Source organism: Variovorax beijingensis (assembly GCF_003951285.1).
GTDB lineage: Bacteria > Pseudomonadota > Gammaproteobacteria > Burkholderiales > Burkholderiaceae_C > Variovorax > Variovorax beijingensis.
Genome location: NZ_RXFQ01000002.1, coordinates 28,928 through 54,110 on the forward strand (window position 1 = coordinate 28,928; position 25,183 = coordinate 54,110).

The following is a 25,183-nucleotide window of genomic DNA, read 5'->3' on the forward strand; positions in this document are numbered from 1 at the left end:
TTTTGCGTGCTTTCTTCCGGCTCAGGCCGATTGCGCGGCCAGGCCTGCCTGCACGGCGCCATGCGCCGCGTCGGCCTCGCGCAACAGCCCCTTCAGCGAAGCGCACAGCGCGGGGTGGCGAACGATGTCCAGGTGATCGGCCTGCGGCAGCACTTCGGCCGAGACCACCGGCGCGTGGTCGGCCCAGTTGCGCAGCGTCTCCTCGCGGCGCAACGAGCTGTCCGCGAGGAACACGTGCAGCGGCAGCGGCGAACGCGCGTAGGCGTAGCGCGCGGCCTGAACGCGCTTGTCGAGCGTCGTCCACAGCAGGTACTCGGCCGCCTCGTCGCCGGTGCCGTCGAGCGGCAGCGGCTGCGCCGGGTTCAGCACCTGCTCAGCCACCCAGGCAAGCTCCCCGTCGTCCATGCGGGCGAAGAGCGCCTTCCAGTGCCCGGCCATTTCCGAGCGGCCCAGCCACTGCGCGAGCATCTCGTCGGCCTGGGCGCGCCGGGCGGCGTCGAGCGGCGCCGAGGCGCGCAGCGGCGCGGTCTCGAACACGTCCAGCATGCCGGTGAACACGATCTCGATGCGTCCCTGCAGTTGCCGCGCGAGCTCGAAGGCCAGGTCGCCGCCCGACGACCAGCCCAGCAGCGCGCAGCGCCCCTGGGTGGCCGTGGCGAGGATGAAGCTCGCGTACTCGGCGGCCAGCGCCTGGAGGTCGAACCCGCGCCAGCGCTTGCGCGTGTAGACGTGGCTCACGAAGCCGTACACCACGCGCTCGCCCTGCAGCGCCTGTGCGAGCGGCAGGAACTCGCGCGTGTTCACGATGAGGCCCGGCAGGCAGAACAGCGGCACGCCGTTGCCGCTCGCGCTCAGGCAGACGGCATCGTGCGAACCCTCGAACTTCTGCCGCAGCCGCTCGGCGAGGCTGCCGAGGCTGCTGGCCTGCATCACATCCGGCAGGCTCAGCTGGCCGCCGCCGGGCAACTGCTTGCGGATGCGCGCCACCAGCTTCAGGCTCAGGATGGAGTCGCCGCCCAGCGCAAAGAAGTTGTCGCCGCGCGCAATGCGGTCCACGCCGAGCACCTGGCTCCAGATGCGGGCCAGCGCCTCTTCGGTCGGGCCCTGCGGGGCGTCGAAAACGCGCGCGGGCTCGGGCTGCGCCGGGCGCGGCAGCGCCTTGCGATCGATCTTGCCGTTGGCCGTGAGCGGCAGCGCGTCGAGCAGCACGATGCGCTCGGGCACCATCCACGCCGGCAGGCTGTCCGCCAGCGCGCGCCTCAGTTGTTCCACGTCGGGCGAAGTGCCCGGCCTGGCAACCACGTAGGCGCGCAGCACCATGCTCTCCTGCACGCCCTGCTCCGCGACGACCACGGCATCGGCCACGCCATCGAGCTGGCGGATGCGGCCTGCCACTTCGCCCGGCTCGACGCGGTAGCCGCGAATCTTCACCTGGTCGTCGCTGCGGCCGAGAAACTCCAGCGTGCCGTCGCTGCGCTGGCGCACGCGGTCGCCCGCACGGTACAGGCGCTGCCCGTCGCCGAAGGGGGAAGCAACAAAGCGGTCGGCGCAAAGGCCGGCGCGCGAAAGATAGCCGCGCGCCACGCCGGCACCGCCGATGTAGAGCTCGCCCGCCATGCCCGGCTGCACGGGCTGCAATGCGCCATCGAGCACCCAGGCGTCCATGTTCGCGATAGGCTTGCCCAGAGGCAGGTTGCCGGTTCCGTCAGCCTGCGCCGGCGCGGCATGTGTCAGCATGCCGACCGAGGTCTCGGTCGGCCCGTAGTGATTGAAGATGCGCAGGTCCGGCCGCAGCGCCCGAATGGCCTGCAGCGTCGCCGCGTCCGTCGCCTCGCCGCCCAGCACGAGCGCGTGCGACGGCAGCACCGCGGCTGCGCGCTGCGCGTTCAGCAGGCCCTTCAGGTGGCTGGGCACGATCTTCAGCACGCCTGCGCGCGTCTTCGCCATGCTGTCCGCAAACGCATCGGGATCGAAGGCCGCCTCGCTCGAGACGAGGTGCAGCGCACCACCCGAGCACAGCGCACCGAACAGCGAGGTGTGGCCCAGGTCCGCCGCGACGGTGGACACCATCGCGAAGCTCTCGCCCTCGGGCAGCGACAGCCGCGCGAGCACGCCCTGCACATAGTTCGCCAGCGCGCCGTGGTGAACGACCACGCCCTTGGGCCGGCCGGTCGATCCCGAGGTGTAGATCAGGTAGGCCGCCTGCGCTGGATGCACCGCACGCGCGCGATGCGGCAAGAAACCGCCCGGCACGTCGAAACCCACCTGCATGCACGGCAGCCTGGCCTGCCCCGGCTTGCCTCCGGACACCAGCACCAGCGCAGCGCCGCAATCGGCCAGCAGCTCGTCGATGCGCTGCTGCGGCAGCGCCGGGTCGATGGGCACGTAGGCGCCGCCGGCCTTCAGCACCGACAGCACCGCCAGCACGAACTCGGGCGTGCGCTCCATGCAGACGGCCACGCGCTGCTCGGCGCCGATGCCGCGGCTTTCGAGTTCGGCGGCCCAGTGGCCGGCCGCACGTGCCAGTTCATCGAAGCTGTGCGCGCGGTCGCCGAAAGTGAGCGCCGTCGCGCCGCCACGCCTTGCGGCCGCCTGGTCGAACAGCGACAGCACGTTGTCGGCGGGCCAGGATGCGCGTTCGCCGCGCAGGCTCGATTCGCCGGCCAGTTGCACGCCGCTCAACGCGCGCGCCGGGTCGGCCGCGACCTGCGCGGCCAGGCTGCGCAACGCATCGGCCAGCCGCTCGATGGTCGCACGGTCGAAGATGTCCGCGGCATACGCGAGAACGAAGGACAGCGCGCTGCCGGTATCGACCAGGTCGAAGCTCAGGTCGAAGTGCACTTCGTCCACGCCGATGCCGTGTGCGGCAGCGGCCGGATCGGCGGGCGCAGCCCCCGCCGCCTGCTGCGTGGACTTGATCTGGAACAGCGGATGCACGCCCGGCGTGCGCTCCAGCGCCAGCGCCTCGACCAGCATGTCCAGCGGCAGGTCCTGGTGGCTCTTGGCTTCGAGCACGCGTTCGCGCACCTGCGACAGCAGCGCGACAAAGCCGGCCGCGGGGTCCACCTTCATGCGCAGCACCAGCACGTTGGTGAAGTGGCCCACCAGGGCGGCCAGCTCGGGACGGTCGCGCGTGGCCGAAGGCGAGCCGATGCACACGTCGCGCTCGCCGCAGTAGCGGTAGACCAGCAGGCCGAGCAGCGCGATTGCCACCATGTATGGCGATGCGGCGTGCTTGCGCGCCAGCTCCTTCAGTCGCTGCGACACATCCGGCGGCAGCGCGAAGCTGATCTGCCCGCCGCGCGCATCGCGCGCCTTCTGGCGCGGACGGTCCAGCGGCAGCGGCGTGCTTTGCGGCGCACCCCGCAGCTGTTCGCGCCAGTACGCGGTTTGCCTTTCGAGTTCGCCGGCTTCGAGCCACTGGCGTTGCCACACGGCGTAGTCGGCGTACTGCAGGGCCGGTGCCGCAGGCTGTGTGCTCCCGGCGGGTGCCGCGAGCAGCGCCTGCAGTTCGGCGACGAGCAGCGCCACCGATTGGCCGTCGGCCGCGATGTGATGCACCGCGAGAAAGAGTTCGGGTGCGCCGTCGGCAAAGACGTTCAGTTCGCCGCGAAAGACAGGGCCGTGTTCCAGGTCGAACGGCCGCGCGCCGAACCCGGTGGCGGCAGCCGCAAGCTCGCGCTCGCTGTCCGCGCGCGAGCCAGTCCATTCACGCACCGCCCAGCCGAAGCGATGCCCGGGGTCGATGTGCTGCAGAGGCTGCCCTTCGGCGCCGGCCGGGTAGGTGGTGCAGAGCACCTCGTGCCGCGCAACCAGTTGGGCGAGGCAGGCTTGCACCTGCTGCGGCGTGCACGACAGGGGCAGCGCCAGCCGCCCCGACAGGTTGTACGCCGGCGACTGCGGCGCGCGCTGCCACACCAGCCACAGGGCGCGCTGCGCATAGGCCATCGGCACTGGCGCCGCGGGATCGCGCGGCACGATGGGTAGCGCGTCGAAGCCCACGCCGCTCGCGCGCAGCTTCTCGAGAAACACGCGCTGCTTGGCCGCAGGCAACGCAACGAAGCGGCGCGAGAGCGCGGTCATTTCCAGGCTCATAGGTCTTCCATCTCCAGTTCGCCCAGGAGGGCATCGATGCGGCCGATGCCGCGGTCTTCAGAGACCGTGGCGCCCGCCGGCAGTTCAGTGACCGCGGCCGAAACGGCGGCGGCGAACGCCATCAGCGAGGGTTGCTCGAACACCGAGCGCAGCGGCAGCTCGATGCCGAAGCGCCGTTTGGCACCCGACACCAGTTGCACCGCCAGCAGCGAATGGCCGCCGAGCTCGAAGAAGTTGTCGTGGCGCCCCACGCGCTCCACGCCCAGCACCTCGGACCAGATCGCCGCGAGCGCGGTCTCGACCTCGCCCTGCGGCTCGGCAAAGGCCGTGTTGCTCGCAAACTCCGGATCGGGCAGCGCCTTGCGGTCGACCTTGCCGTTCGCGTTGAGCGGCACCGCGTCGAGCCGCACGATGGCCGAGGGCACCATGTAGTCGGGCAGGTGCTGCGAGAGCCGTTCGCGCAGCACCGCGGCGTCCACCTCCCGGCCGGCCCGCGGCGACACATACGCGACGAGCCGCGCACCCGCCGGGCCGTCCTTGGCCAGGACCACCGCTTCGCGCACCTCGGGCTGCGCCTGCAGCTGCGCCTCGATCTCGCCGAGTTCGATGCGAAAGCCCCGGATCTTCACCTGGTGGTCGATGCGCCCCAGGTAGTCGAGCTGGCCGTCGGCGCGCCAGCGCACGAGGTCACCGGTGCGGTACAGCCGGCTGCCCGGCTCGCCGAAGGGTGCGGCGATGAAGCGCTCCGAACTCAGGCCGGCACGGTTGAGATAGCCGCGCGCCAGGCCTGCGCCGGACACGTGCAGCTCGCCCGGCACGCCCACGGGCAGCGGGTTGAGGTCGCTGTCCAGCACCCAAAGGCCGAGGTCCGGGATGCACACGCCCACGGGGCTGCGCTTCTCGTCGAGGTCGGCGCGCACGATGGGCCGGTAGGTCACGTGCACCGTCGTCTCGGTGATGCCGTACATGTTCACCAGCTGCGGCTGCGCATCGCCGAAGCGATCGATCCAGGGCCGCAGGCTCTCGGGCTCCAGCGCCTCGCCGCCGAAGATCACGCAGCGCAGCGCAAGGCGTTCGCCGTCATCCAGCGCCGGGCTGTGGATCAGCTGGCGGAAGGCCGATGGCGTCTGGTTCAGCACGGTCACGCGCTGTGCGCGCAGCAACGCCGCGAAGTCGTCGGGCGAGCGGCTCACCCAGTACGGCACGATCACCAGCTTGCCGCCGGTGCACAGCGCACCGAAGATTTCCCACACCGAGAAGTCGAAGGCGTAGGAATGGAAATTCGTCCAAACATCCTGCGGGCCGAAGCGGAACCAGTCGCCGGTGGCATCCAGCAGGCGCGCCACGTTGCGGTGCGTGAGCTGCGCGCCCTTGGGACGGCCGGTCGATCCCGAGGTGTAGATCACGTAGACGAGGTGGTCGGCGTGCACCGCCACATCAGGCGCGTGCGCCGGCTCGCCGCGCAGGTCGAGCGCGTCGAGCTCCAGCACCTGCAGGGCATCGCCCACCGGGAGCTTCGCCTTCACATGGCTTTGCGTGAGCAGCAGGCGGATCGCGCTGTCCTCGATCATGTAGGCCAGCCGGTCGGCGGGGTACTCGGGGTCCAGCGGCACATAGGCGCCGCCGGCCTTCAGGATCGCGAGCAGGCCCACCACCATGCCGATGGAACGCTCGACCGCGATGCCGACTTTCACCTCGGGCTTCACGCCGAGCGCGACCAGCCGATGCGCCAGGCGGTTGGCGCGGGCGTCGAGCTCGCCATAGCCGAGCGTCTCGTCGCCGAGCACGAGCGCGATGGCTTGCGGGTTCGCCTGGGCCTGGCGCTCGATCCAGCGGTGCACGGGCTCGGCATCGCCCCTTGTATTGCGCATGGCTTTGCCCGGTGGCGGCAGCTTGTCCGCGAGCCCCACGTCCCCCAGCTGCGCGTCCGGCGCGTGGGCCAGCAGGCCGAGCAGCCTGTCCATGTGCGCGGCCAGCCCGTCCACCGCCGCTTCGTCGAGCTGGCTGCGCGCATGGCTGTAGCTCAGCGCCAGCGTGTCGGCCTGGTGCACGGAAAGGGTCAGCGGATAGTTCGTTTCTTCGCGGTTGCGCACCTCGCCGAAGCGCAGGCCGCCGGGTGCCTGCTGCTTCAGCGCCTGGTCGAGCGGATAGTTCTCGAACACCACCAGGCTGTCGAACAGGTCCTGCCCGCCCTGCCCGGCCCAGCGCTGGACTTCGTAGAGCGGCGTGTGCTCGTGGTCCTGCGCCGCGAGGTTGCGCGCCTGCAGCGCCCGCAGCCAATCGCCCACGCGCTGGTCCGGCTGCAGCGTGGCGATCACCGGCAGCGTGTTGATGAACAGGCCCAGCATCTGCTGCGCGCCGGGAAGATCCACCGGCCGGCCCGCCACGGTGGCACCGAAGCTCACGGTCTGCTGCCCCGTGTGACGCGCCAGCAGCAGCGCCCATGCAGCCTGCACCAGCGTGTTGAGGGTCACGCGTTCGCGCCGGACCGCTTCGAGCAGCGCGCGCGTGCGCGGCGCGTCGATCTCGTGGCGGTGCATGCCGTGCCCGCCCTGTTCAACCGCTGGCTTGGGCAAGGTGTTGGCCAGCCAGGTGGGGCCTTCGAGGCGGGCGAGTTCCTGGCGCCAGTGGCGCTCGTCGGCAGCGCCGTCGCGCCCTTGCAGCCACGCGATGTAGTCGGCATAGCGGCCAGCGGGGGCCGCGGGTGCTTCGCCGGCATAGTGCCGCAGCACCTCGCCCATGAGCTGCGACGTGCTCCAGCCGTCGAGCAGCAGGTGGTGCATGGTCCAGACGAAGTGGTACCGGTCATCGCGAACGCGCACCAGCACGAGCCGCATCAGCGGCGGCCGTGCGAGGTCGAAGCCCTGCGCAAGCTGCTCGCCGGCCAGCGCGTCCAGGGCCTCGGGCGCGTCGGCGCGCTCCCGCCAGTCGTGTTCGGCCAGCGGCACCTCGACCTGCCTTGCCACCCATTGCCACGCGCGCTCTCCCTGGACGAACCCGGTGCGCAGCACCTCGTGCCGCTCGAGCACCGCGTGCCAAGCCGCCTTGAAACGTTCGGCATCGAGCCCATCGATGTCCACGCGCAACTGGTTCAGGTAAGCGCTGCCGCCGGGCGCAAGCAGGCTGTGGAACAGCATGCCGGCCTGCATCGGGGAGAGCGGGTACAGGTCCGCAAGGTTCGCCACCGGCAGTGCCAGCGCGTCGAGCTGCGGCTGGTCGATGGCGGCCAGCGGAAAGTCGGCAGGTGTCACCCCTTCGGCATCGCCAGTGCAATGCCGCACCAGCGCTTCGAGTTCCTCGCGGAAGCGCTGCATCCAGCCCTCGACCGCGTCGCGGTCGTGGCGTGCGCGGCTGTAGCTTGCGCGCAGCGAGAGCTCGCCGCCGTAGACCTGGCCGTTGATCGAGAACTCGTGCGTGAGCGGCGCGCCGCCATCCACCGGCGCGCCGCTGGGCTCCTGCGCGAGGCTCCATTGCGCCTGCGCATCGGCACCGCTGTTGTCGAACTGGCCAAGGTAGTTGAAGACCACCTGCGCCCTGGGCAGTGCGCGCATCGCCTGCTGCTGCGCGGCATCGCCCAGGTGCTTGAAGACGCCATGCCCCACGCCCTTGCGCGGAACGCGGCGCAGGTCTTCTTTCACGCGCTTGAGTGCCTCGCCTTGCGCGCCGAGCGGATCGAGCGCCACCGGGAACAGCGCAGTGAACCAGCCGACGGTGCGCGACAGGTCGATGTGCGCGAACAGGTCTTCGCGGCCATGGCCTTCCAGATCGACCAGCAGCCTGTCGTGCCCGCTCCAGCCGCACAGCGCGCGGCCCAGCGCCGTCAGCAACAGGTCGTTGGCCTGTGTGCGGTAGGCCGCGGGCGCATCCTTCAGGAACGCCTCCGTGGTGGCCTGGTCGAGCCGCAACTCGACGCTCTCCTGGTCGGCCGCGGTGTTCGATCCATGCGGACGCATGCATGGCAGCGCGGCCGGCACGTCGGCCAGCGCCTGCCAGTGGGCGAGCTCGTCGCCATGGGCCTGGGCATAGCCCTGCAAGGCAACGGCCCAGTCCTTGCAGCTGCTGCTCGTGGCAGGCAGCGCGACGGGCTGGCCCGCGAGGCTCTGCCGGTATGCGGCCTGCAGGTCTTCGAGCAGGATGCGCCACGACACGCCATCGACCACCAGGTGGTGAACGACCAGCAGCAGCCGCGAGTCGCCGTCCGGCAGCTCGATGGCGAGCGCACGGACCAGCGGGCCGCGCGCAAGGTCCAGGCTGCGCTGCGCCTCTTCGCACAGCGGCGCCAACTGGGCCGCATCCGCCGCGCGCCGCACCCACACCAGCTCCGCGAGCTGGTCTTCGGGCACGCTCCCGAAGGCCTCGTAGGACTGGTGCCACAGCCCGCCGGCGTCCTGCCGGTAGCGCAGGCGCAGGCTGTCGTGCTGCTGCACCACCGCGCGCAGCGCCTGCCTGAAGGCCGGCAATTGCAGCGGTTCGCGGTTCTTCAGCAGCACCGCCTGGTTCCAGTGTGCGCGCACCGGCATGTTCATCCCGAAGAACTCATGCTGGAACGGCAGCAGCGGCGCTTCACCCTGCACGTCGCCCACCGTGGCACGCAACGCATCGACCACCACTGCGACGGCCGCGAGCTGCGCCACCGTCTGCCGCTCGAAGACCTGCCTGGGTGCGACCTTCCAGCCCGCCAGGCGCAGGCGCGCCACGATCTGCAGGCTCAGGATCGAATCGCCGCCGAGCTCGAAGAAGTTGTCGCCGCGGCCCACGCGCGCGAGACCCAGCACATCGGCCCATACCGCCGCAATGGCCTCTTCGGCCGCACCCTGCGGCGGCTCGAAAGCCTGGCCGTGCTCGGCGGCCGGCTCCGGCAGCGCCTTGCGGTCGACCTTGCCGCTCGGGGCGAGCGGCAGCGCATCGACCACCACCAGCGTACCGGGGACCATGTAGTCGGGCAGCGCGCGGGCGAGCCGCTCCTTCAGCACGGCCGCATCGGCGAGCCGGCCGGCCTGCGGCGACACATAGCCCACCAGCCGCGCACCGCCCGGCCCGGGCCTTGCGACCACCACGGCTTCGCGCACTTCGGGCTGGGCCAGCAGCTGCGCCTCGATCTCGCCGAGCTCGATGCGAAAGCCCCGGATCTTCACCTGGTGGTCGATGCGCCCCAGGTATTCGAGCTGCCCGTCGTCGCGCCATCGCACCCAGTCGCCGGTGCGGTAGAGGCGCCCGCCTTCGGCATCGAAGGGGTCCGCCACGAAGCGCTCGGCCGTGAGCGGCGCGCGGTGCAGGTAGCCGCGCGCCAGGCCCTCGCCACCGAGGCAGAGCTCGCCGGCCACGTTGCGCGGCACCAGGTTCAGGTCCGCGTCGAGCACGTAGGCGCTGCGGTTGCCCACGGGTCGGCCGATGGGCGCATAGCCTTCGGAGAAGCTGGCGGTGCTCTCGACCTTCCACAGCATCGGCGTGACAACCGCCTCGGTCGGGCCGTAGCCGTTGATCAGCAGTGCGGGCTTCAGGTGCCGGCACACGGCGTCGAAGCCTTCGCGCGACATCGCCTCGCCGCCGAAGGAGTACAGGTGCACCGGCGGGCAGCGGCCGGTGTCGCGCGCCCAGTTGGCCAGCTGCCGCAGGTAGGCCGGCGGGAAGCCGGCGTTGGTCACGCCGTGGCGCTGCATGGCGTCGAGCGTCTGCTCGGCGCTCCAGAGCGAGCCATCGCGCAAGAGCAGCGAGGCGCCGCAGCACAGCGCGGTGAAGAGGCGCTCGTGCGCCCCGTCGAACGAGAACGACAGGAAGTGCAGCTCACGCGACTGGGGCCCCATCTCGTAGAGCACCGCGGTCTCGACGCAGTGCGCGGCGAACGGGCCGTGCGACACCATCACGCCCTTGGGCATGCCGGTCGAGCCCGAGGTGTAGATGATGTAGGCGAGATTGCCCGCATGCACGGGTACGTGGGGTGCGTCGTCGGGCTCGCCGCCCAGGTCGGGGGTGTCCAGCTGCAGCACGCGCAGGCCGTCCCGCAGCGGCAGGCCTGCCATCACATGGCTTTGCGTGAGGAGCAGCGCAATGCCGCTGTCCTCCACCATGTAGGCCAGGCGGTCGGCGGGGTACTCCGGATCGAGCGGCACATAGGCACCGCCGGCCTTCAGGATGCCGAGCAGGCCGACCACGATATCGAGCGAACGCTCCACCGCGATGCCGACGCGCGTCTCGGGTTTCACGCCCATCGCGACCAGCCGGTGCGCCAGGCGATTGGCGCGGCGGTCGAGTTCGCCGTAGCTCAGCACCTCGTCGCCGAAGAGCAGCGCGGGCGCATCCGGGTGCGCCTTCGCGTGCCGGGCCATCAGGTGGTGCACGGGCTCGGTGCTGTCATCACCGGAATCGTTCACGCCCCATGTCGCGAGCCGTTCCCTTTCGCCCGCGGTGAGCAGGGCGATGTCTCCCACCGCCTGTTCGGGCCGTTCGGCGAGCGCGCGCAGCACGCCCAGGTAGTGCGCGGCCATGCGGGCGATGCTCTCGGGGTCGAACAGTTCCTGCGCCACATGGAAACTCGCTTGAACGTGGCCTTGCGCGTCTTCGACGGTGCTCAGGGTCAGCTCGAACTGGGCCGTCTGCGTGCCGATCTCGTAGTCCTGCAGCGTGAGGCCGGGCAGCTTGGCGAGCGCAGCCTGGTCGCGGCGCTGGTGGTTGAACATCACCTGGAACAGCGGCGCCGTGCCCAGGCTGCGTTCGGGCTGCAGGGCTTCGACCAGCTGCTCGAACGGCAGGTCCTGGTGGGCCTGCGCGCCGAGTGCCGCCTCGCGGGTTTGCTGCAGTGCCTGCCGCAGGCTGGTGCGGCTGCCCAGCACATTGCGCAGCACCTGCGTGTTGACGAAGAAGCCGATGACGCGCTCCGACTCCACCCGGTGCCGGTTGGCCACGGGCACGCCGACGCGGATGTCCTGCTGCGCGGTGTAGCGGTGGAGCAGCACCTGCAGCGCGGTGAGCAACACCATGAAGAGCGTGCTGCCCTCGGCCTGCGCGCGCCGGTGGAGCGCATCGACAACAGGCTGCGGCAACGCCATCTCGTGGCGGGCGACGCGGTACTTGCCGTCGCTGCGCCGCGCGTGGTCCGTGGGCAGTTGCAGCACCGGGTGCTCGGCGCCCAGTTGGGCCTTCCAGTAGTCGAGCTGGCGCTCCTTCTCGCCGGCCTCGAGCCAATGGCGCTGCCAGAGCGCGTAGTCGGCGTACTGGACCGGCAGGGGCGCGAGCCGCGGTGCCTGCCCGGCTGCGCGCGCACGGTATTGCAAGGCGAATTCATCGACCAGGATCTGCATCGACCAGCCGTCCGACACGATGTGATGCATCACCACGACCAGCAGGTGTTCGTCGGCGGCCAGGCGGATGAGCGCCACGCGCAGCAGCGGACCGACCGTGAGATCGAACGGCGTTTCGGCCAGGCGCACGGCCGCTTCCCGCGCGCGGGCCTCGCGCACTTCAGCATCGATGCCCGAGAGATCGGTGAACGGAATCTCCAGCGCCATGGCCTGGCGAATGAGTTGTTCGACATGGCCCTCGGCATCTGCCTGGAACACCGTGCGCAGCGACTCGTGGCGTTCGAGCAAGGCGTCGAAGCTGGCCTGCAGGGCCTGCACATCGAGCAGGCCCTTGAGCTTCAGCCCGCCCGAGATGTGGTACGCCGAACTGCCGGGCTCCAGCTGCCACAGAAACCATTGGCGCAGCTGCGCATACGAGGCGGGGCACCGTGCCTGCGCCGCCGCATCGCGCGCGAGGATCGGGAACTGCCCGATGGCCAGGCCCTCCGCGCGGATCTTCTGGTAGACCGCGCGGCGCTGCGCCGGATTGAGGCCCGAGAAGCGCTTGCCGATGTGAAGGTGGGTTGCCGTGATTTCCATCAAGCGATCTCCAGACTGTCGATGAAGGAATCAATGTCCGAAAGGGATTGGGCGACGGGCTTTCTGGCCGCCGCTGCGGCGACGAGCCCCGCCATGGCGGCGAGCACCGGGTGCTGGAAGACGTCCTTCACGGAGAGCTCCGCATGCATCGTGCCCTGCACGCGGGCCACCATCTGCACCGACATCAGCGAATGGCCGCCGAGTTCGAAGAAGTTGTCGTGGCGGCCGACGCGCGCCGCGCCGAGCACTTCGGCCCAGATGGCGGCGAGCGCTTCTTCCACCTCGCCCTGCGGTGCTTCGTAGGCGCGCTCGCTCGCCAGCTCGGGTGGCGGCAGCGCCTTGCGGTCCACCTTGCCGTTCGGGTTGAGCGGCAAGCTGTCCAGCACGACGACGAGCGCCGGCACCATGTAGTCCGGCAGCACGCGGCTGAGGCGTTCGCGCAGTTGCGCAGCGTCGACGGCCTGTCCCGCCTGCGCCGAGACATACGCCACGAGCCGTGCGCCACCCGAACCCTGGCTGGCGACGACGACAGCCTCGCGCACTTCGGGCAGCGCGAGCAGCTGGGCCTCGATCTCGCCGAGTTCGATTCGAAAACCGCGGATCTTCACCTGGTGGTCGATGCGCCCCAGGTAGTCGAGCTGCCCTTCGCCGTTCCATCGCACGAGGTCGCCTGTGCGGTAAAGGCGCGCGCCCCCGGCCATGCCGAAGGGGTCGGCCACGAAGCGCTCGGAGGTGAGCCCCGCGCGCTCCACATAGCCGCGTGCAAGCCCGATGCCGCCCAGGTAGAGCTCGCCCGCCACACCCGGCGCGACGATGTTCAGGTCGGCATCGAGCACGAAGGCCTGCGTGCCGGCAATGGGCCGGCCGATCGGCACCTGGCTGCGGCCGTCGCTGCGACAGGTCCAGTGCGTGACGTCGATGGCCGCCTCGGTGGGGCCGTAGAGGTTGTGCAGCGCCGCTTGCGGCAGCCGCTTGAAGACGCCCAGTTGCGCCTCGGCGGGCAATGCCTCGCCGCTGCAGACGATCTGCCGCAGGCTGGTGCAGGCCTCGATGCCATCGTGCGCCAGGAAGGCCTGCAGCATCGAGGGTACGAAGTGCAGCGTGCTCACGCCGTGGCGCTGGATCAGTTGGGCGAGGCGTGCGGGCTCGCGGTGATCGCCGGGAGCCGCCACGGCCAGCCGCGCACCGGCCATGAGCGGCCAGAAGAACTCCCACACCGACACGTCAAAGCTGAACGGCGTTTTCTGCAGCACGGTGTCCGCGCCATCGATGGGGTAGGCCGCCTGCATCCATGCCAGCCGGTTGTGCAATGCCGCGTGCCGGTTGGCCGCGCCCTTGGGGCGGCCGGTGGAGCCCGAGGTGTAGATCACGTAGGCGAGGTTTTCGCCGTTGAGCACGGCTACGGGGTCGGTCTGCGCCATGGCCTGGAGGTCCAGCGTGTCGAGCGCGAGCGCAGACGCGCCGGCCGGCAGCGCAAGGCGATCGGCCAGGCTGCTGTGCGTGAGCACGAGGCCGAGCTTGCTGTCTTCGACCATGTAGGCGATGCGCTCCGCCGGGTACTCGGGGTCCAGCGGCACGTAGGCGCCGCCGGCCTTCAGGACCGCGAGCAGGCCTGTCACCAGTTCCAGACTGCGCTCCAGCGCAACGCCCACCTTGACCTCGGGGCCCACGCCCTCCTCGATCAACCGGTGCGCGAGCCGGTTGGCGCGGCGGTTGAGTTCGCCGTAGCTGAGCGATGCATCGCCGAAGAGCACGGCGACCGCATCCGGATGCCGTGCCGCCTGCTGTTCGATGAGGCGGTGCACCGGCATGGCCTCTCCGTGGCTGTGCGTGTTGACGCTCCACTGGCCAAGCTGCGCCTTTTCCGTGTCGCCCAGCAGGTCGAGTTCGTTCAGCGTCGATGCAGGCCGCGCGGCCAATGCTTCGAGCACGCGGGCGTAGTGGCCTGCGAGCCGCTCGACGGTCTGCGGCTCGAACAGCTCGGCCGCATAGCGGAAGTTGGCCTGGATGCCACCGTCTGCACGCTCGATGGTTTCCAGCGTGAGTTCGAACGGTGCAGCGCGCTGGGCGAGGTCGATCCGGCGCACGCGCAGTTCGGGCCAGCCTTGCAACGGCCGGTCGCCCTGGCCGAGGTGGTTGAACATCACCTGGAACAGCGGCGAGCCCGCATGCCCCCGCTCGGGGCGCAGGGCCTGCACCAGCCGCTCGAACGGCAGGTCCTGGTGCGCCTGCCCCTCGAGCGACACGCCCTGCACCTGCAGCAGCAGGTCGGCCAGGCGCATCTGCCCGTGCATGCGCGCATCGAGCACCACTGTGTTGATGAAGGCGCCGATGACCCCCGAGGTCTCCGGCCGGCCGCGCCCCGCCACGGGCACGCCGACGCGGATCGCCGGCTGCCCGGTGTGGCGGAACAGCAAGGCATGGAACGCGGTGAGCAAGGCCATGAACAGGGTGCCGCCCTGCTCGCGGGACTGGCGCTTCAGCGCCTCCACGAGCGCCGCCGGCACGTCCAGCGTGTGCTGCGCCGCGCTGTAGTCCGCGTCGGCGGAGCGCGGCCGGTCGGTGGAGAGCGCGAGCACCGGGTGGCTGTCGCCGAGCCGGCCGCGCCAGTAGGCGAGCTGGCGCTCGCCTTCGCCGTCGTCCAGCCACTTGCGCTGCCACCGGGCGAAGTCGACATAGCGGATCTCCGGTTGCGGCAGCGATGCCGGTAGGCCTTGAACGCGCATCGTATAAAGCTGCGCCAGTTCGTCGAGCATCAATTCGACCGACCAGGCATCGGAAATGATGTGATGCATCATCAGGAGCAACTGGTGCTCGCCGTCCGCCATCTTCAGCAGCGTGCCGCGCAGCAAGGGGCCGGCCCTCAGGTCGAAGGGCGTGCGGCAAACGTCCGCCACCGCCTCGGCATAGCGCGAATCGCGCGCCACTGCGTCGAGCGCGGCCAGATCGATGAAGGGAATCCCGATCTCGACCGCCGCCTGGATGCATTGCTCGGGCAGCCCCCCCTCCCCCGACCGGAAGACGGTGCGCAGCGCCTCGTGCCGCGCCACGAGCGCCTGCATGGCCTCGCGCAAGGCAGCGATGTCGAGCGGCCCCGAGAAGCCGAGCCCGCCGCCGACGTGATAGGCGGTGTTGCCCGGGTTCAGCTGCCACAGGAACCACTGCCCCTGCTGCGCGAAGGACACGGGAGCGGCGCCCTGGGCGCCATCGTCCGGGCTGCGCACGATCGCCGCGCGCGCCGGCGCCGGGGCCGCCTCGCGCTTCAGGCGCTGCTGCAGCAGGCTCAGTTGTGCGGGCGTGAGCCGGGCGCGTCGTTCGGAAAGGTTCGGTATCTCGCTCATGGTGCGCTGTCTTCGATGGTTTCTGCGGTTTCGGCTTCGCGTTCGATGTCCTCGATCAGGCGCAGCTCGACCAGGGTCGCCAGCTCGGCGATGGTCGGCGCCTTGAAGAATGCGGCGGGATGCAGCTCCACGCCGTAGGCCTTGCGCACACGGGCCAGCAGGCGGATGGCGAGCAGCGAATCGCCGCCCAGCTCGAACAGGTTGTCGTGCACGCCCACGGGCACGATGCCCAGCGCATCGCTCCAGAAGCCGGCAAGCGCTTCTTCCAGCTCACCCTCGGGGGCGGCATACGGCGTCTGCAGCACGGGGCGCGAATGGCCGGTGCGCACCTCGGCCACGGGCGCGTCGTCGAGCGAATCGAACAGGTCGTCCAGCGGCCGCAGGCGTGGCGCCAGCGGAGAAACGGACACGATGGTTTGCGGCAGGTCGGGGCCGTTGGCGATGCGCTCGAAGGCGAGCACGCCGGTGCGTTCGTCCAGGCCCACGCCCTCGGGCAGGTCCATGTCGACCGCCACGCCGACATCGCGCCACGCATCCCAGTTGACCGAGAACAGCGGCAGCGGCGAGCTGCGGCGGCTGGCCGTGGCAAGTGCGTCCAGATAGGCATTGGCGGCGGCGTAGTCGCTGCGGCCGAGGCCGCCGATGAGCACCGAGATCGACGAGCAGAACAGCACGAAGTCCAGCGGCTCGGTGCGTAGCGCATCGAGCAGCGCGAGCGTGCCCGCGATCTTGGGCGCGAAGGCCGCTTCGACCAGTGCCGGCGTGCGCTGGGCGATCATGCCGCGGTCGGGGTGCACGACGGCATGCACCACGCCATGGACCGCGCCGAAGCGCGCATGCACGGCCGCGAGCGCGGCGCGCAGTTGGGCGGCATCGTTGACGTCGGCCGCCACCGGCAGCACCTCGGCGCCGTCCGCTTCGAGATTGATCAGTTGCTGCAGCTTGCGCCGCAGCACCACGGGCTGGCCGGCATCCGCAACGAGGTGTTCCCAATCGCTGCGCCCGGGCAGCGGCGTGCGGCCGAGCAGCACGAGCTTCGCTTTCCAGGTGCGGCTCAGGTAGCGCGCCATCGCCAAGCCGACGCCACCCATGCCACCGGTGATGAGGTAGACGCCGCCTTCGCGCAGGCGCTGCCTTGCGGCGGGCGCGGGCACGTCGGGCAGCGGCGCATAGCGCTTGAGCCAGCGATGCGGCCCGCGGTAGGCAACCAGGAATTCATCCGGCGCTGCCCATGCCTCGTCGGCTACGCGGCGCGCGAGGCCGGCCTCGGCTGCGCTCTCGGGCGCGGGCAGCACCACGTCCACGACGCGGCAGGCAATCGACGGGTACTCCTGGCCCAGGATCTTCGCGAGGCCGAGCAGTGTGGCCTTCTCGGGTGCGAGCGGCTCGGTGCCGGCAACATCTTCGACGCGATCGGTGACGATGGTGAGCGCGATGGTCCTGCGGCCCGCTGCGCCCGCCGCATCGAGCGCGTGCGCGAGTGCGAGCAGGCTGAAGTAGCCGGCCTCGAAGAGTTGCACATGCGATGCCGCGGGCCGGTCGCCGTCCAGGCTCCACAGGTGATGCAGGCGCAGCACCGGCCCGGCCTCGGCTTCGACCTCGCGCAGCAGCGCTTCGTGGTCGGAGCGCTCGCCCGCGCGCAGGGCGTACTGGCCCGGTGCGGTGCGGGCAAAGCGCGGTCCGCGCAAGGCCAGCACCACTTTTTCACCGCGCTCGCGCAGGGTGCGCGCGAGCCGGTCGGCGAAGCTGTTCGCATCGCCGAGCACCAGCGTGCAACCTGCGCGTCCCTCCTGCTTTTCAGCGGGCGGAAGCGGTGCGCTGCGCTCCCAGAGTGGCACATAGAAGAGGTTCGGCGTCGTGCTCTTCGCAGGCTGCGCAGCCTCGCCCGCCTCGATCCAGAAGCGCTTGCGCTGGAAGGCATAGGTGGGCAGCGGCACGCGGCGCCGGCTTGCGCCCTCCGCGCGGCAGGCCGCCCAGTCGATGTCGACGCCTGCGGTCCACAGTCCCGCCACCGCAATGGCCAGCTGCTGGGCGTTGCGCGCTGTTTGCTGCTGGTGGGCCTGGCTCGCCCAGATGCCCGCGGCCTCGCGGCTCTGCGGATGCTGTCGCGCGAGGCCCGCGAGCGTTTCGCCGGGGCCGACTTCGAGCACCACGCGGCCCGGCGCTGCGAAGATTTGGCGCAGGCCGTCGGCGAAGCGCACGGTGCCGCGCAGGTGGCGGCCCCAGTACGCCGGGCTCGTTGCCTGCGCTTCGGTGATCGGCTGGCCGGTCGCGTTCGACAGGAAGGGAATGCGCGGTGCATGGCGCGGCAGCGAAGCGATCAGCTGCTCCAGCTCGGCCACGATGGGATCGACCAGGTTCGAATGCGAAGCGATGGCCACATGCAGGCGGCGCGGCAGTTGCTGGCGCGCGCGCAGGGCCTCTTCGGCGCGCTCGATGGCGTCCAACGGGCCGGCCAGCACGCAGAGCTGCTCGCCGTTCACCGCGGCCAGGTCGCAGCCGTCGCGAAGGAATTCAGCCAGCGCCGATTCAGGCAGCGAAACCGCTGTCATCGCGCCCGCCGCAAGCGTCTGCATCAGGCGGCCGCGCGCGGCGACGATGCGCAGCGCGTCTTCGAGCGAGAACACGCCTGACAGGCAAGCCGCCACGTATTCGCCAAGGCTGTGGCCGAGCATCAGCGCGGGCTGCACGCCGCAGCTCATCCACCAGCGCGCCATCGCATATTCGACGGCGAACAGCGCGGGCTGCGCGTATTCGATGCGGAACAGCCGCTCGTTCGCCGCGGCTTCGTCGCCGTCGGCCGGAAACACCAGCGCGAGCAGGTCGATGCCGCAGCCGGCCTTCAGCAGCGCGGCGCAGCGGTCGAGCTCTTCGCGGAACACGGCGCTGTCCCGATAGAGCGCCTCGCCCATGCGTGCATGCTGCGTGCCGCCTCCGGGGAACAGGAACACCACCTCGGGCGCGGCGGCGGGCGCGCGCGACGACAGGGTCATCGGCGAAGCCAGCATCTCCGAGGCCATCGCCGGCTGGCTGGCCACCACGGCGCTGCGCCAGGCGAAGGGGCGGCGTCCGCTTTGCAGCGTGTGGGCCACATCGCCCAGCGCCAGCTCCGGATGGGCCTGCAGATGCACCGCGAGTTGCGAGCGGCCCTGCACCAGCGCGGCTTCGTCCTTCGCCGACACGGGCAGCACGTGCCAGCCGGACGCGGGCTTTGCCGCGGGCACTGCCGGCGCCTCTTCGAGCACCACATGCACGTTGGTGCCGCCGATGCCGAACGAGCTCACGCCTGCGCGGCGCGGCGCCCTGCCTTCGGGCCATGGGAGCAATTGCGCATTGACGTAGAACGGACTGGACGCGAAATCGATCTGCGGGTTCGGGCTCTCGTAGTGCAGGCTGGGCGGCAGCATGCGGTGCTTGAGCGCCATCACCGTCTTGATGAGCCCGGCCACGCCGGCCGCGGCATCCAGGTGGCCGATGTTGGTCTTCACCGAACCCACGGCGCAGAAGCCGCGGCGCGCAGTCTCGGCGCGAAAGGCCTGCGTGAGCGCGGCGAGTTCGATCGGGTCGCCGAGCGTGGTTGCGGTGCCATGCGCCTCGATGTAGCCGATGGTGTCCGCGGGCACGCCCGCGATGAGCTGGGCCGCGCGGATCACCTCGGCCTGACCGTCCACGCTGGGCGCTGTGAAGCCGACCTTGGCGGCGCCGTCGTTGTTGGCCGCGCTGCCCTTGATGACCGCATGGATGGTGTCGCCGTCGCGCAGCGCGTCGTCCAGCCGCTTGAGCACCACGATGCCTGCGCCGCTGCCGATGATGGTGCCGGCCGCCTTCGCGTCGAAGGCGCGGCAGTGCCCGTCAGGCGAGAGGATGGCACCGGCCTGGTAGCGGTAGCCGCCTTCCTGCAGCAGGTTGAGCCACACGCCGCCGGCCAGGGCCATGTCGCAGTCGTGGCTCAACAGCGCCTGGCAGGCCGTGTGGACCGCGGTGAGCGACGTGGAGCAGGCGGTCTGCACCGTCACCGCGGGACCGCGCAGGTCGAGCTTGTACGACACGCGGGTGCACAGCGAGCCGCCCGAGTTGCCGCTCATGAGGCCCAGCAGGTCGGCGATGCCGCTCGCCGCGCCGAGGCCGAACGACGGCAGCAGGTTGCGGATGAGGTACACGTTGGCGCCTTCGCCCGCGTACACGCCGACCTTGCCCGGCCAGCGTGCGGCGTCGCAGCCCGCATGCTCCAGCGAGGCCCAGGCGCATTCCAGGAAGATGCGCTGCTGCGGGTCGAGGGTTTCGGCCTCGCGCGGCGAATAGCCGAAGAAGCCGGCATCGAACTTGTCGAAGCCTTCGAACATCACGCCGGCCTTCACGTAGTCGGGGTCGTCCAGGAGCGACTGCGGCACACCTTGCGCGCGCAGCTGCTCGTCGGTGAAGCGGGAGACCGAGGCCACGCCGCCCTGGATGTTGCGCCAGAAGGCGTCCACGTCGTCGGCGCCGGGGAAGCGCCCGGCCATGCCGACGATGGCGATCTCGATGCCGCTCGGCTCGGAGGATTCGAAGGGGTGGGACATCAGTTGACTCTCTCTGCCGCTTTGCGGCGTTGAAGCATTGCGGCGCGCTGGCGAAGCGCCCGGTCGTCGCTCGCCGCGGCCGCGCTGGCCGATGCGGCGGCACGCGCAGGCGCCTGCTCCAGCCACTGGACCAGCGATTGGACGGTGGGGTACTTGAAGAGATTGACCACGGGGATGGCGGTGTGCAGCCGGTCTTCCAGCAGCCGGTGCGCGCGGATCAGCAGCAGCGAGTGGCCGCCCAGGTCGAAGAAGTTGTCGTGCAGGCCGACCTGCGCGACCTGCAGCACCTCGGACCACACCGCGGCCACCGTCTGCGCAACATGGCCCTGCGGCGCCTCGTAGGCCTGGCCGCTGGCAAGGACCGGCTCGGGCAGCGCCTTGCGGTCCACCTTGCCGTTGGCGTTCAGCGGCAGCGCATCGAGCACCTCGAAGGCGCGCGGGACCATGTAGTCGGGCAGCACCTGCGCAAGCCGCTCTTTCAGCACCGCGGCGTCGATGGTCTCGCCCGCATGCGGCGCGAGGTAGGCGACGAGCCGCGCGCCGGCCAGGCCTTCCCTGGCCACCACGACAGCTTCACGCACGGCAGGCTGCGCAAGCAGCTGCGCCTCGATCTCGCCGAGCTCGATGCGAAAGCCCCGGATCTTCACCTGGTGGTCGATGCGGCCCAGATACTCCAGCTGTCCTTCGCCATTCCAGCGCACGAGGTCGCCGGTGCGGTAGAGCCGCCCGCCGCCGACGCTGTCGAAGGGATCGGCCACGAAGCGCTCGGCGCTCAGGCCGGGCCGCTTCAGGTAGCCGCGCGCGAGGCTGATGCCGCCCAGGTACAGCTCGCCCGCCACGCCCTGCGGCACGAGGTTGAGGTCGGCATCCAGCACGTGGGTGCTGGTGTGGCTGATCGGCTCGCCGATGGGCACCTGGCTCCGGCCGTCGTTGCGGCAGGCCCAGTGCGTGACGTGGATGGTGGTCTCGGTGGGGCCGTAGAGGTTCTGCAGGCCCGCGCCGTGCAGGCGCTCGAGCGTTTCCTTCTGCGTCTCGGCCGGCATCGCCTCGCCGCCGCAGATGATGTGGCGCAGGCGCGTGCTGGTCTCGATGCCCTTGTGCGCGAGAAAGGCCTGCAGCATCGAGGGCACGAAGTTGAGCGTGGTGACCTGGTGGCGCTGGATCAGTTCGACCAGGCGCGCCGGGTCGCGGTGATCGCCGGGGTTGGCCACCACCAGCCGCGCGCCCGAGGTCATCGGCCAGAACAGCTCCCACACCGACACGTCGAAGCCGAACGGCGCCTTGTGCAGCACGGTGTCGGCGCGCGTGAGCTTGTAGATGCCCTGCATCCACGCCATGCAGCTGTGCAGCGCGCTGTGGCGGATGGCCGCGCCCTTGGGCTTGCCGGTGGAGCCCGAGGTGTAGATCACGTAGGCGAGGTTCTCGATGTGCAGGCCGACCTGCGGATCGCTCTCGGGCTCGGCGCCGAGATCGGCGGCATCGACTTCCAGCACCGTCAGCGCGCGGCGGTCGGGCACGCAATCGGCCAGGCTGCGCTGTGTGAGCAGCAGGCCGATGCCGCTGTCCTGCACCATGTAGGCCAGGCGCTCGGCGGGGTATTCGGGATCCAGCGGCACATAGGCGCCGCCCGCCTTCAGCACGCCCAGGATGGCGATCACCATCTCGACGGAGCGCTCCATCGCGATGCCCACGAGCACCTCGGGCTTCACGCCCAGCGCGATCAGCCGGTGCGCCACGCGGTTGGCGCGGCGGTTCAGTTCCGCGAAGCCGAGCGACTCGTCGGCGAAGAGCAGCGCAGTGGCATCGGGCTGCGTGCGGGCCTGCCGCTCGATCATGCGGTGCACGGGCTCGGGCTGCGGCTCGCGGTGCGTGTTCACGCCCCATTGCGCGAGCTGCGCCAGCTCCGGCGCGCCGAGCAGTTCGATGTCGCCGATGGGTTGATGAGGACGATCGGCCAGCGCCTGCAGGATCGCGACGTAGTGGCCGGCCATGCGCGCGATGGTGTCGGGTTCGAACAGCTCGGCCGCGTAGATCAGGGCGAGCGAGAGCTGGCCGCCCGGCCGCTCCCGCGCTTCGAGCGTGAGCTCGAACTGCGCCGCGAGATCGGGCAGCACGTGGTCTTGCACGGCGATGCCGGGCAACTGGCCGAGGGAGCGGTAGTCCTCGAACAGGTGGTTGAACATCACCTGGAACAGCGGCGTGCGGCTCAGGCTGCGCTCGGGTTGCAGCATCTGCACGAGCTGTTCGAAGGGCACATCCTGGTGCGCCTGTGCGCCGAGCACCGCGTCCCGCGCCTGCGGCAGCACGCGCGATGCACCGAGACGGCCATGGATCGGGTTGCGCAGCACCAGCGTGTTGACGAACAGGCCGACCACGCCTTCGGCCTCCACGCGGTTTCGGTTGGCAATCGGCGCGCCGATGCGGATGTCTTCCTGGCCCGTGTAGCGGTGCAGCAGCGCCTGGAAGCCCGCCAGGAGCACCATGAAGAGCGTGGCACCGCCGGTGTCCGCGGCACTGCGCAACTGCGCGAGCAGGTTCGCCGGAAGCTCGAAGGCGTGGCGCGCGGCGCTGTAGCCGGCTTGCGGCTTGCGCGGGTGGTCGGTGCGCAGGTCGAGCACGGTGTGCGTGTCGCCGAGCTGCGTGCGCCACCAGGCCAGTTGCCGCTCGCCCTCGCCCGCCCCCAGCCACTCGCGCTGCCAGAGCGCGTAGTCGGCGTACTGGATGCGCGGCGCGGGCAGGCGCACGGCGCTGCCCTCCAGGTGCGCGGCGTAGCCCGCGGCCAGTTCGTCGATCAGCAACTGCATCGAGGCGCCGTCGGACACGATGTGATGCATCACCACGGCGAGCACATGCACCTCGTCGGCGGTGCGGATCAGCGCGGCGCGCAGCAGCGGGCCCTGCGTGAGGTCGAAGGGCCGGGCCTTGATGCGCCGCGTGGCTTCGTCCAATTGCGCATCGGCTTCGGCGCCGCGCAGGTCGACCAGCGCCAGTGGCACGGAGCCGTCCGGCTTGATCCATTGCTCCACGCTGCCATCGGCGCCGGCGCTGAACACCGTGCGCAGCGATTCGTGGCGTGCCACCAGATCGTCGAAGGCCGCCTGCAGGGCATCGACCCGCAACGCGCCCGTGAGGCGCAGTGCGCCACTCACGTGGTAGGCCGCGCTCCCGGGATCGATCTGCCAGAGGAACCACTGGCGCTCCTGCGCGTGCGAGAGCGGCAGCGGCAACAGCCGGCGCTCCGCAGGGAGCACGGCGATCGGCGCGGGCTGCGGGCGTACACCCTGCAACTGCAGTTCGCGGACGGCCGCTGCGCAGTCGCGAAGGCGCGGCTGCTCGAAGAGCCTGCGCGCGGGAAAGTCGATCTGCCAACGCGCACCAATGCGCGCGGCCGCCTGCGTTGCGGTGAGGGAGCTGCCGCCGCGGTTGAAGAAATGGGCATCGCGGCCAAGCGGGCGGTCATCCCCGTGCTTGCAGACCTCGCGCCAGATGGCGGCGACGGCCTGCTCGACTTCGTCGAGCGGCGCCTCGGCAACGGTCTCGACCGGACCTCCGCGCACGAAGGCGCCGTGCTGGTAGATGGCATAGGCGTCGGCGCTGCCGTCGAGCCAGCCCGCGCGGCAGGCACTGCGCTGCAGCTTGCCGCTGGTGGTCTTGGGCATGCCGCCGGGGTTGAGCAACAGCACGGCCGACAACGTCTCGCCGAACACTTCGCTCACGGCGGCGCCCAGCGCATCGACCAGTACCGCGGACGGCACCAGCTTCTGCATGCTGCGCGACACCTCGGCGGCCACGCCAATGCCTTCGCCGCCCGGCCCCTCTGCGGCGAAGACCGCGACACGGCCCTTGCGCACCGCATCGACCTCGGCCTCGATGAGCCGCTCGATGTCCTGCGGGTAGATGTTGTGGCCGCGGACGATGATCAGGTCCTTGATGCGGCCGGTGACGTAGAGCTGGCCCTCGTGCATGAAGCCGAGGTCGCCGGTGCGCAGCCAGCGCTGGCCGTCCCGCTCGACGAAGGTCTCGCGGGTCTCGCGCTCCTTGCCCCAGTAGCCGTGGCCGATGCTCGGGCCGCAGGTCCAGATCTCGCCGATCCTTCCGGGAGGCGCGGCCGAGAGCGATTCTGCATCGACGATCTCGATGCGATGGCCGGGCGCGACGTCGCCGCAGCCGACCAGCGCCGTGCCCTCGTCCGCCGGCGTTCCCGTGCCGCTGGCGAGGCCGGCGGCGGAAAACGCGGGCGCGACCAGGCCGCCGCCCCGGCGGCCGCCGGTGACGAAGAGCGTCGCCTCGGCAAGGCCGTAGCAGGGATAGACGGCTGCCGCATCGAAGCCCGCGGGTGCGAAGCGCGAGATGAACTCGATTTCTGTATCGGCGCGCACGGGTTCGGCGCCGGTGTAGGCCACGCGCCAGCTCGACAGGTCGAGCTGGGCCAGTTGCGCATCCTTCACGCGTTCCAGGCACAGGCGGTAGGCGAAGTCGGGGCCGCCGCTGAGCGTCGCGCGATGGCGCGAGATCAGTTCGAGCCAGCGCACCGGGCGCTCCAGGAAATAGCCCGGCGACGTGAGCACCAGCGGAATGCCGCTGTAGAGCGGCTGCAACAATCCGCCGATCAGGCCCATGTCGTGATAGAGCGGCGCCCAGGAGACGAAGCTGTCGCCCGGGCCGACACCCATGCTGCGCTGGATCGCTTCCTCGTTGGCCATCAGGTTGCCGTGCGTCACGATCACGCCCTTGGGCGCCGAGGTGGAGCCCGAGGTGTATTGCAGGAAGGCGACGTCGCCGCCCGCCGGCTCGAAAGGCGTCCATGCGTCGGCGAGCGAGATGTCCACGGTATCGACGGAAACGATGTCCGCATCGCCGAACTGGCGCAAGCCCGCGCTCATTGCATTCATCGCGCGTGCCATGGCCTCGGAAGTCAGCACGCAGCGCGCCTGCGAATCGGCGGCGATGCCGGTCAACCGTGCAAGGTGCTGCGGGCGCGCCGATTCCGGCGGGAACACCGGCACCGCGATCACGCCCGCGTAGAAGCAGGCCAGCATGCTCACCGCATAGTGGTCGCCGTTGTCCAGCATGACGAGGGCGCGCTCGCCCCTGGCGAACTGCTGCTGCAGCCGGGCCGCGAGTGCACGCACGCGGCGCTCGAAGGCGCCGTAGCTGATTGCCTCTGCACGGTCCGTGCCATCCACCGCGCTCACGACGGTGAGCCAGATGTCGTCGCGCCGCGCTTCGGCCAGCGCGCGAAGGTGCGCCACGAAGTTCTTCGGACGCGGCGAGATCGGCGCCTGCTGCGCCTGCGAGTTCTTTTCCATCC

Annotated in this window: 5 protein-coding genes; all 5 read right to left on the minus strand. The window is 70.6% G+C overall.

The features are described from left to right. Positions 1 to 21 precede the first annotated feature (21 nt). From EJO66_RS03305 to EJO66_RS03325, 5 genes are read right to left on the minus strand one after another with little or no spacing between them, the layout of a single operon-like run. Positions 22 to 4,095: a non-ribosomal peptide synthetase gene (locus tag EJO66_RS03305; protein ID WP_125964617.1), complete on the minus strand. Its 4,074-nt coding sequence runs from the start codon at positions 4,093 to 4,095 to the stop codon at positions 22 to 24. Further along, entirely contained in the window at positions 4,092 to 11,972 is a 7,881-nt protein-coding gene (locus EJO66_RS03310; RefSeq protein WP_125964618.1) for a non-ribosomal peptide synthetase, read from the minus strand. Before EJO66_RS03310 ends, EJO66_RS03305 begins: the two co-directional genes overlap by 4 nt. After that, entirely contained in the window at positions 11,972 to 15,313 is a 3,342-nt protein-coding gene (locus tag EJO66_RS03315; protein WP_125964619.1) for a non-ribosomal peptide synthetase, read from the minus strand. The genes EJO66_RS03310 and EJO66_RS03315 overlap by 1 nt, the downstream gene beginning before the upstream one ends. Beyond that, entirely contained in the window at positions 15,310 to 19,872 is a 4,563-nt protein-coding gene (locus EJO66_RS03320) for a type I polyketide synthase (protein WP_125964620.1), read from the minus strand. The genes EJO66_RS03315 and EJO66_RS03320 overlap by 4 nt, the downstream gene beginning before the upstream one ends. Next, complete coding sequence (locus EJO66_RS03325; RefSeq protein ID WP_125964621.1) at positions 19,872 to 25,181, minus strand: non-ribosomal peptide synthetase; 5,310 nt, start codon at positions 25,179 to 25,181, stop codon at positions 19,872 to 19,874. The genes EJO66_RS03320 and EJO66_RS03325 overlap by 1 nt, the downstream gene beginning before the upstream one ends. Between the last annotated feature and the right edge of the window lie 2 nt (positions 25,182 to 25,183).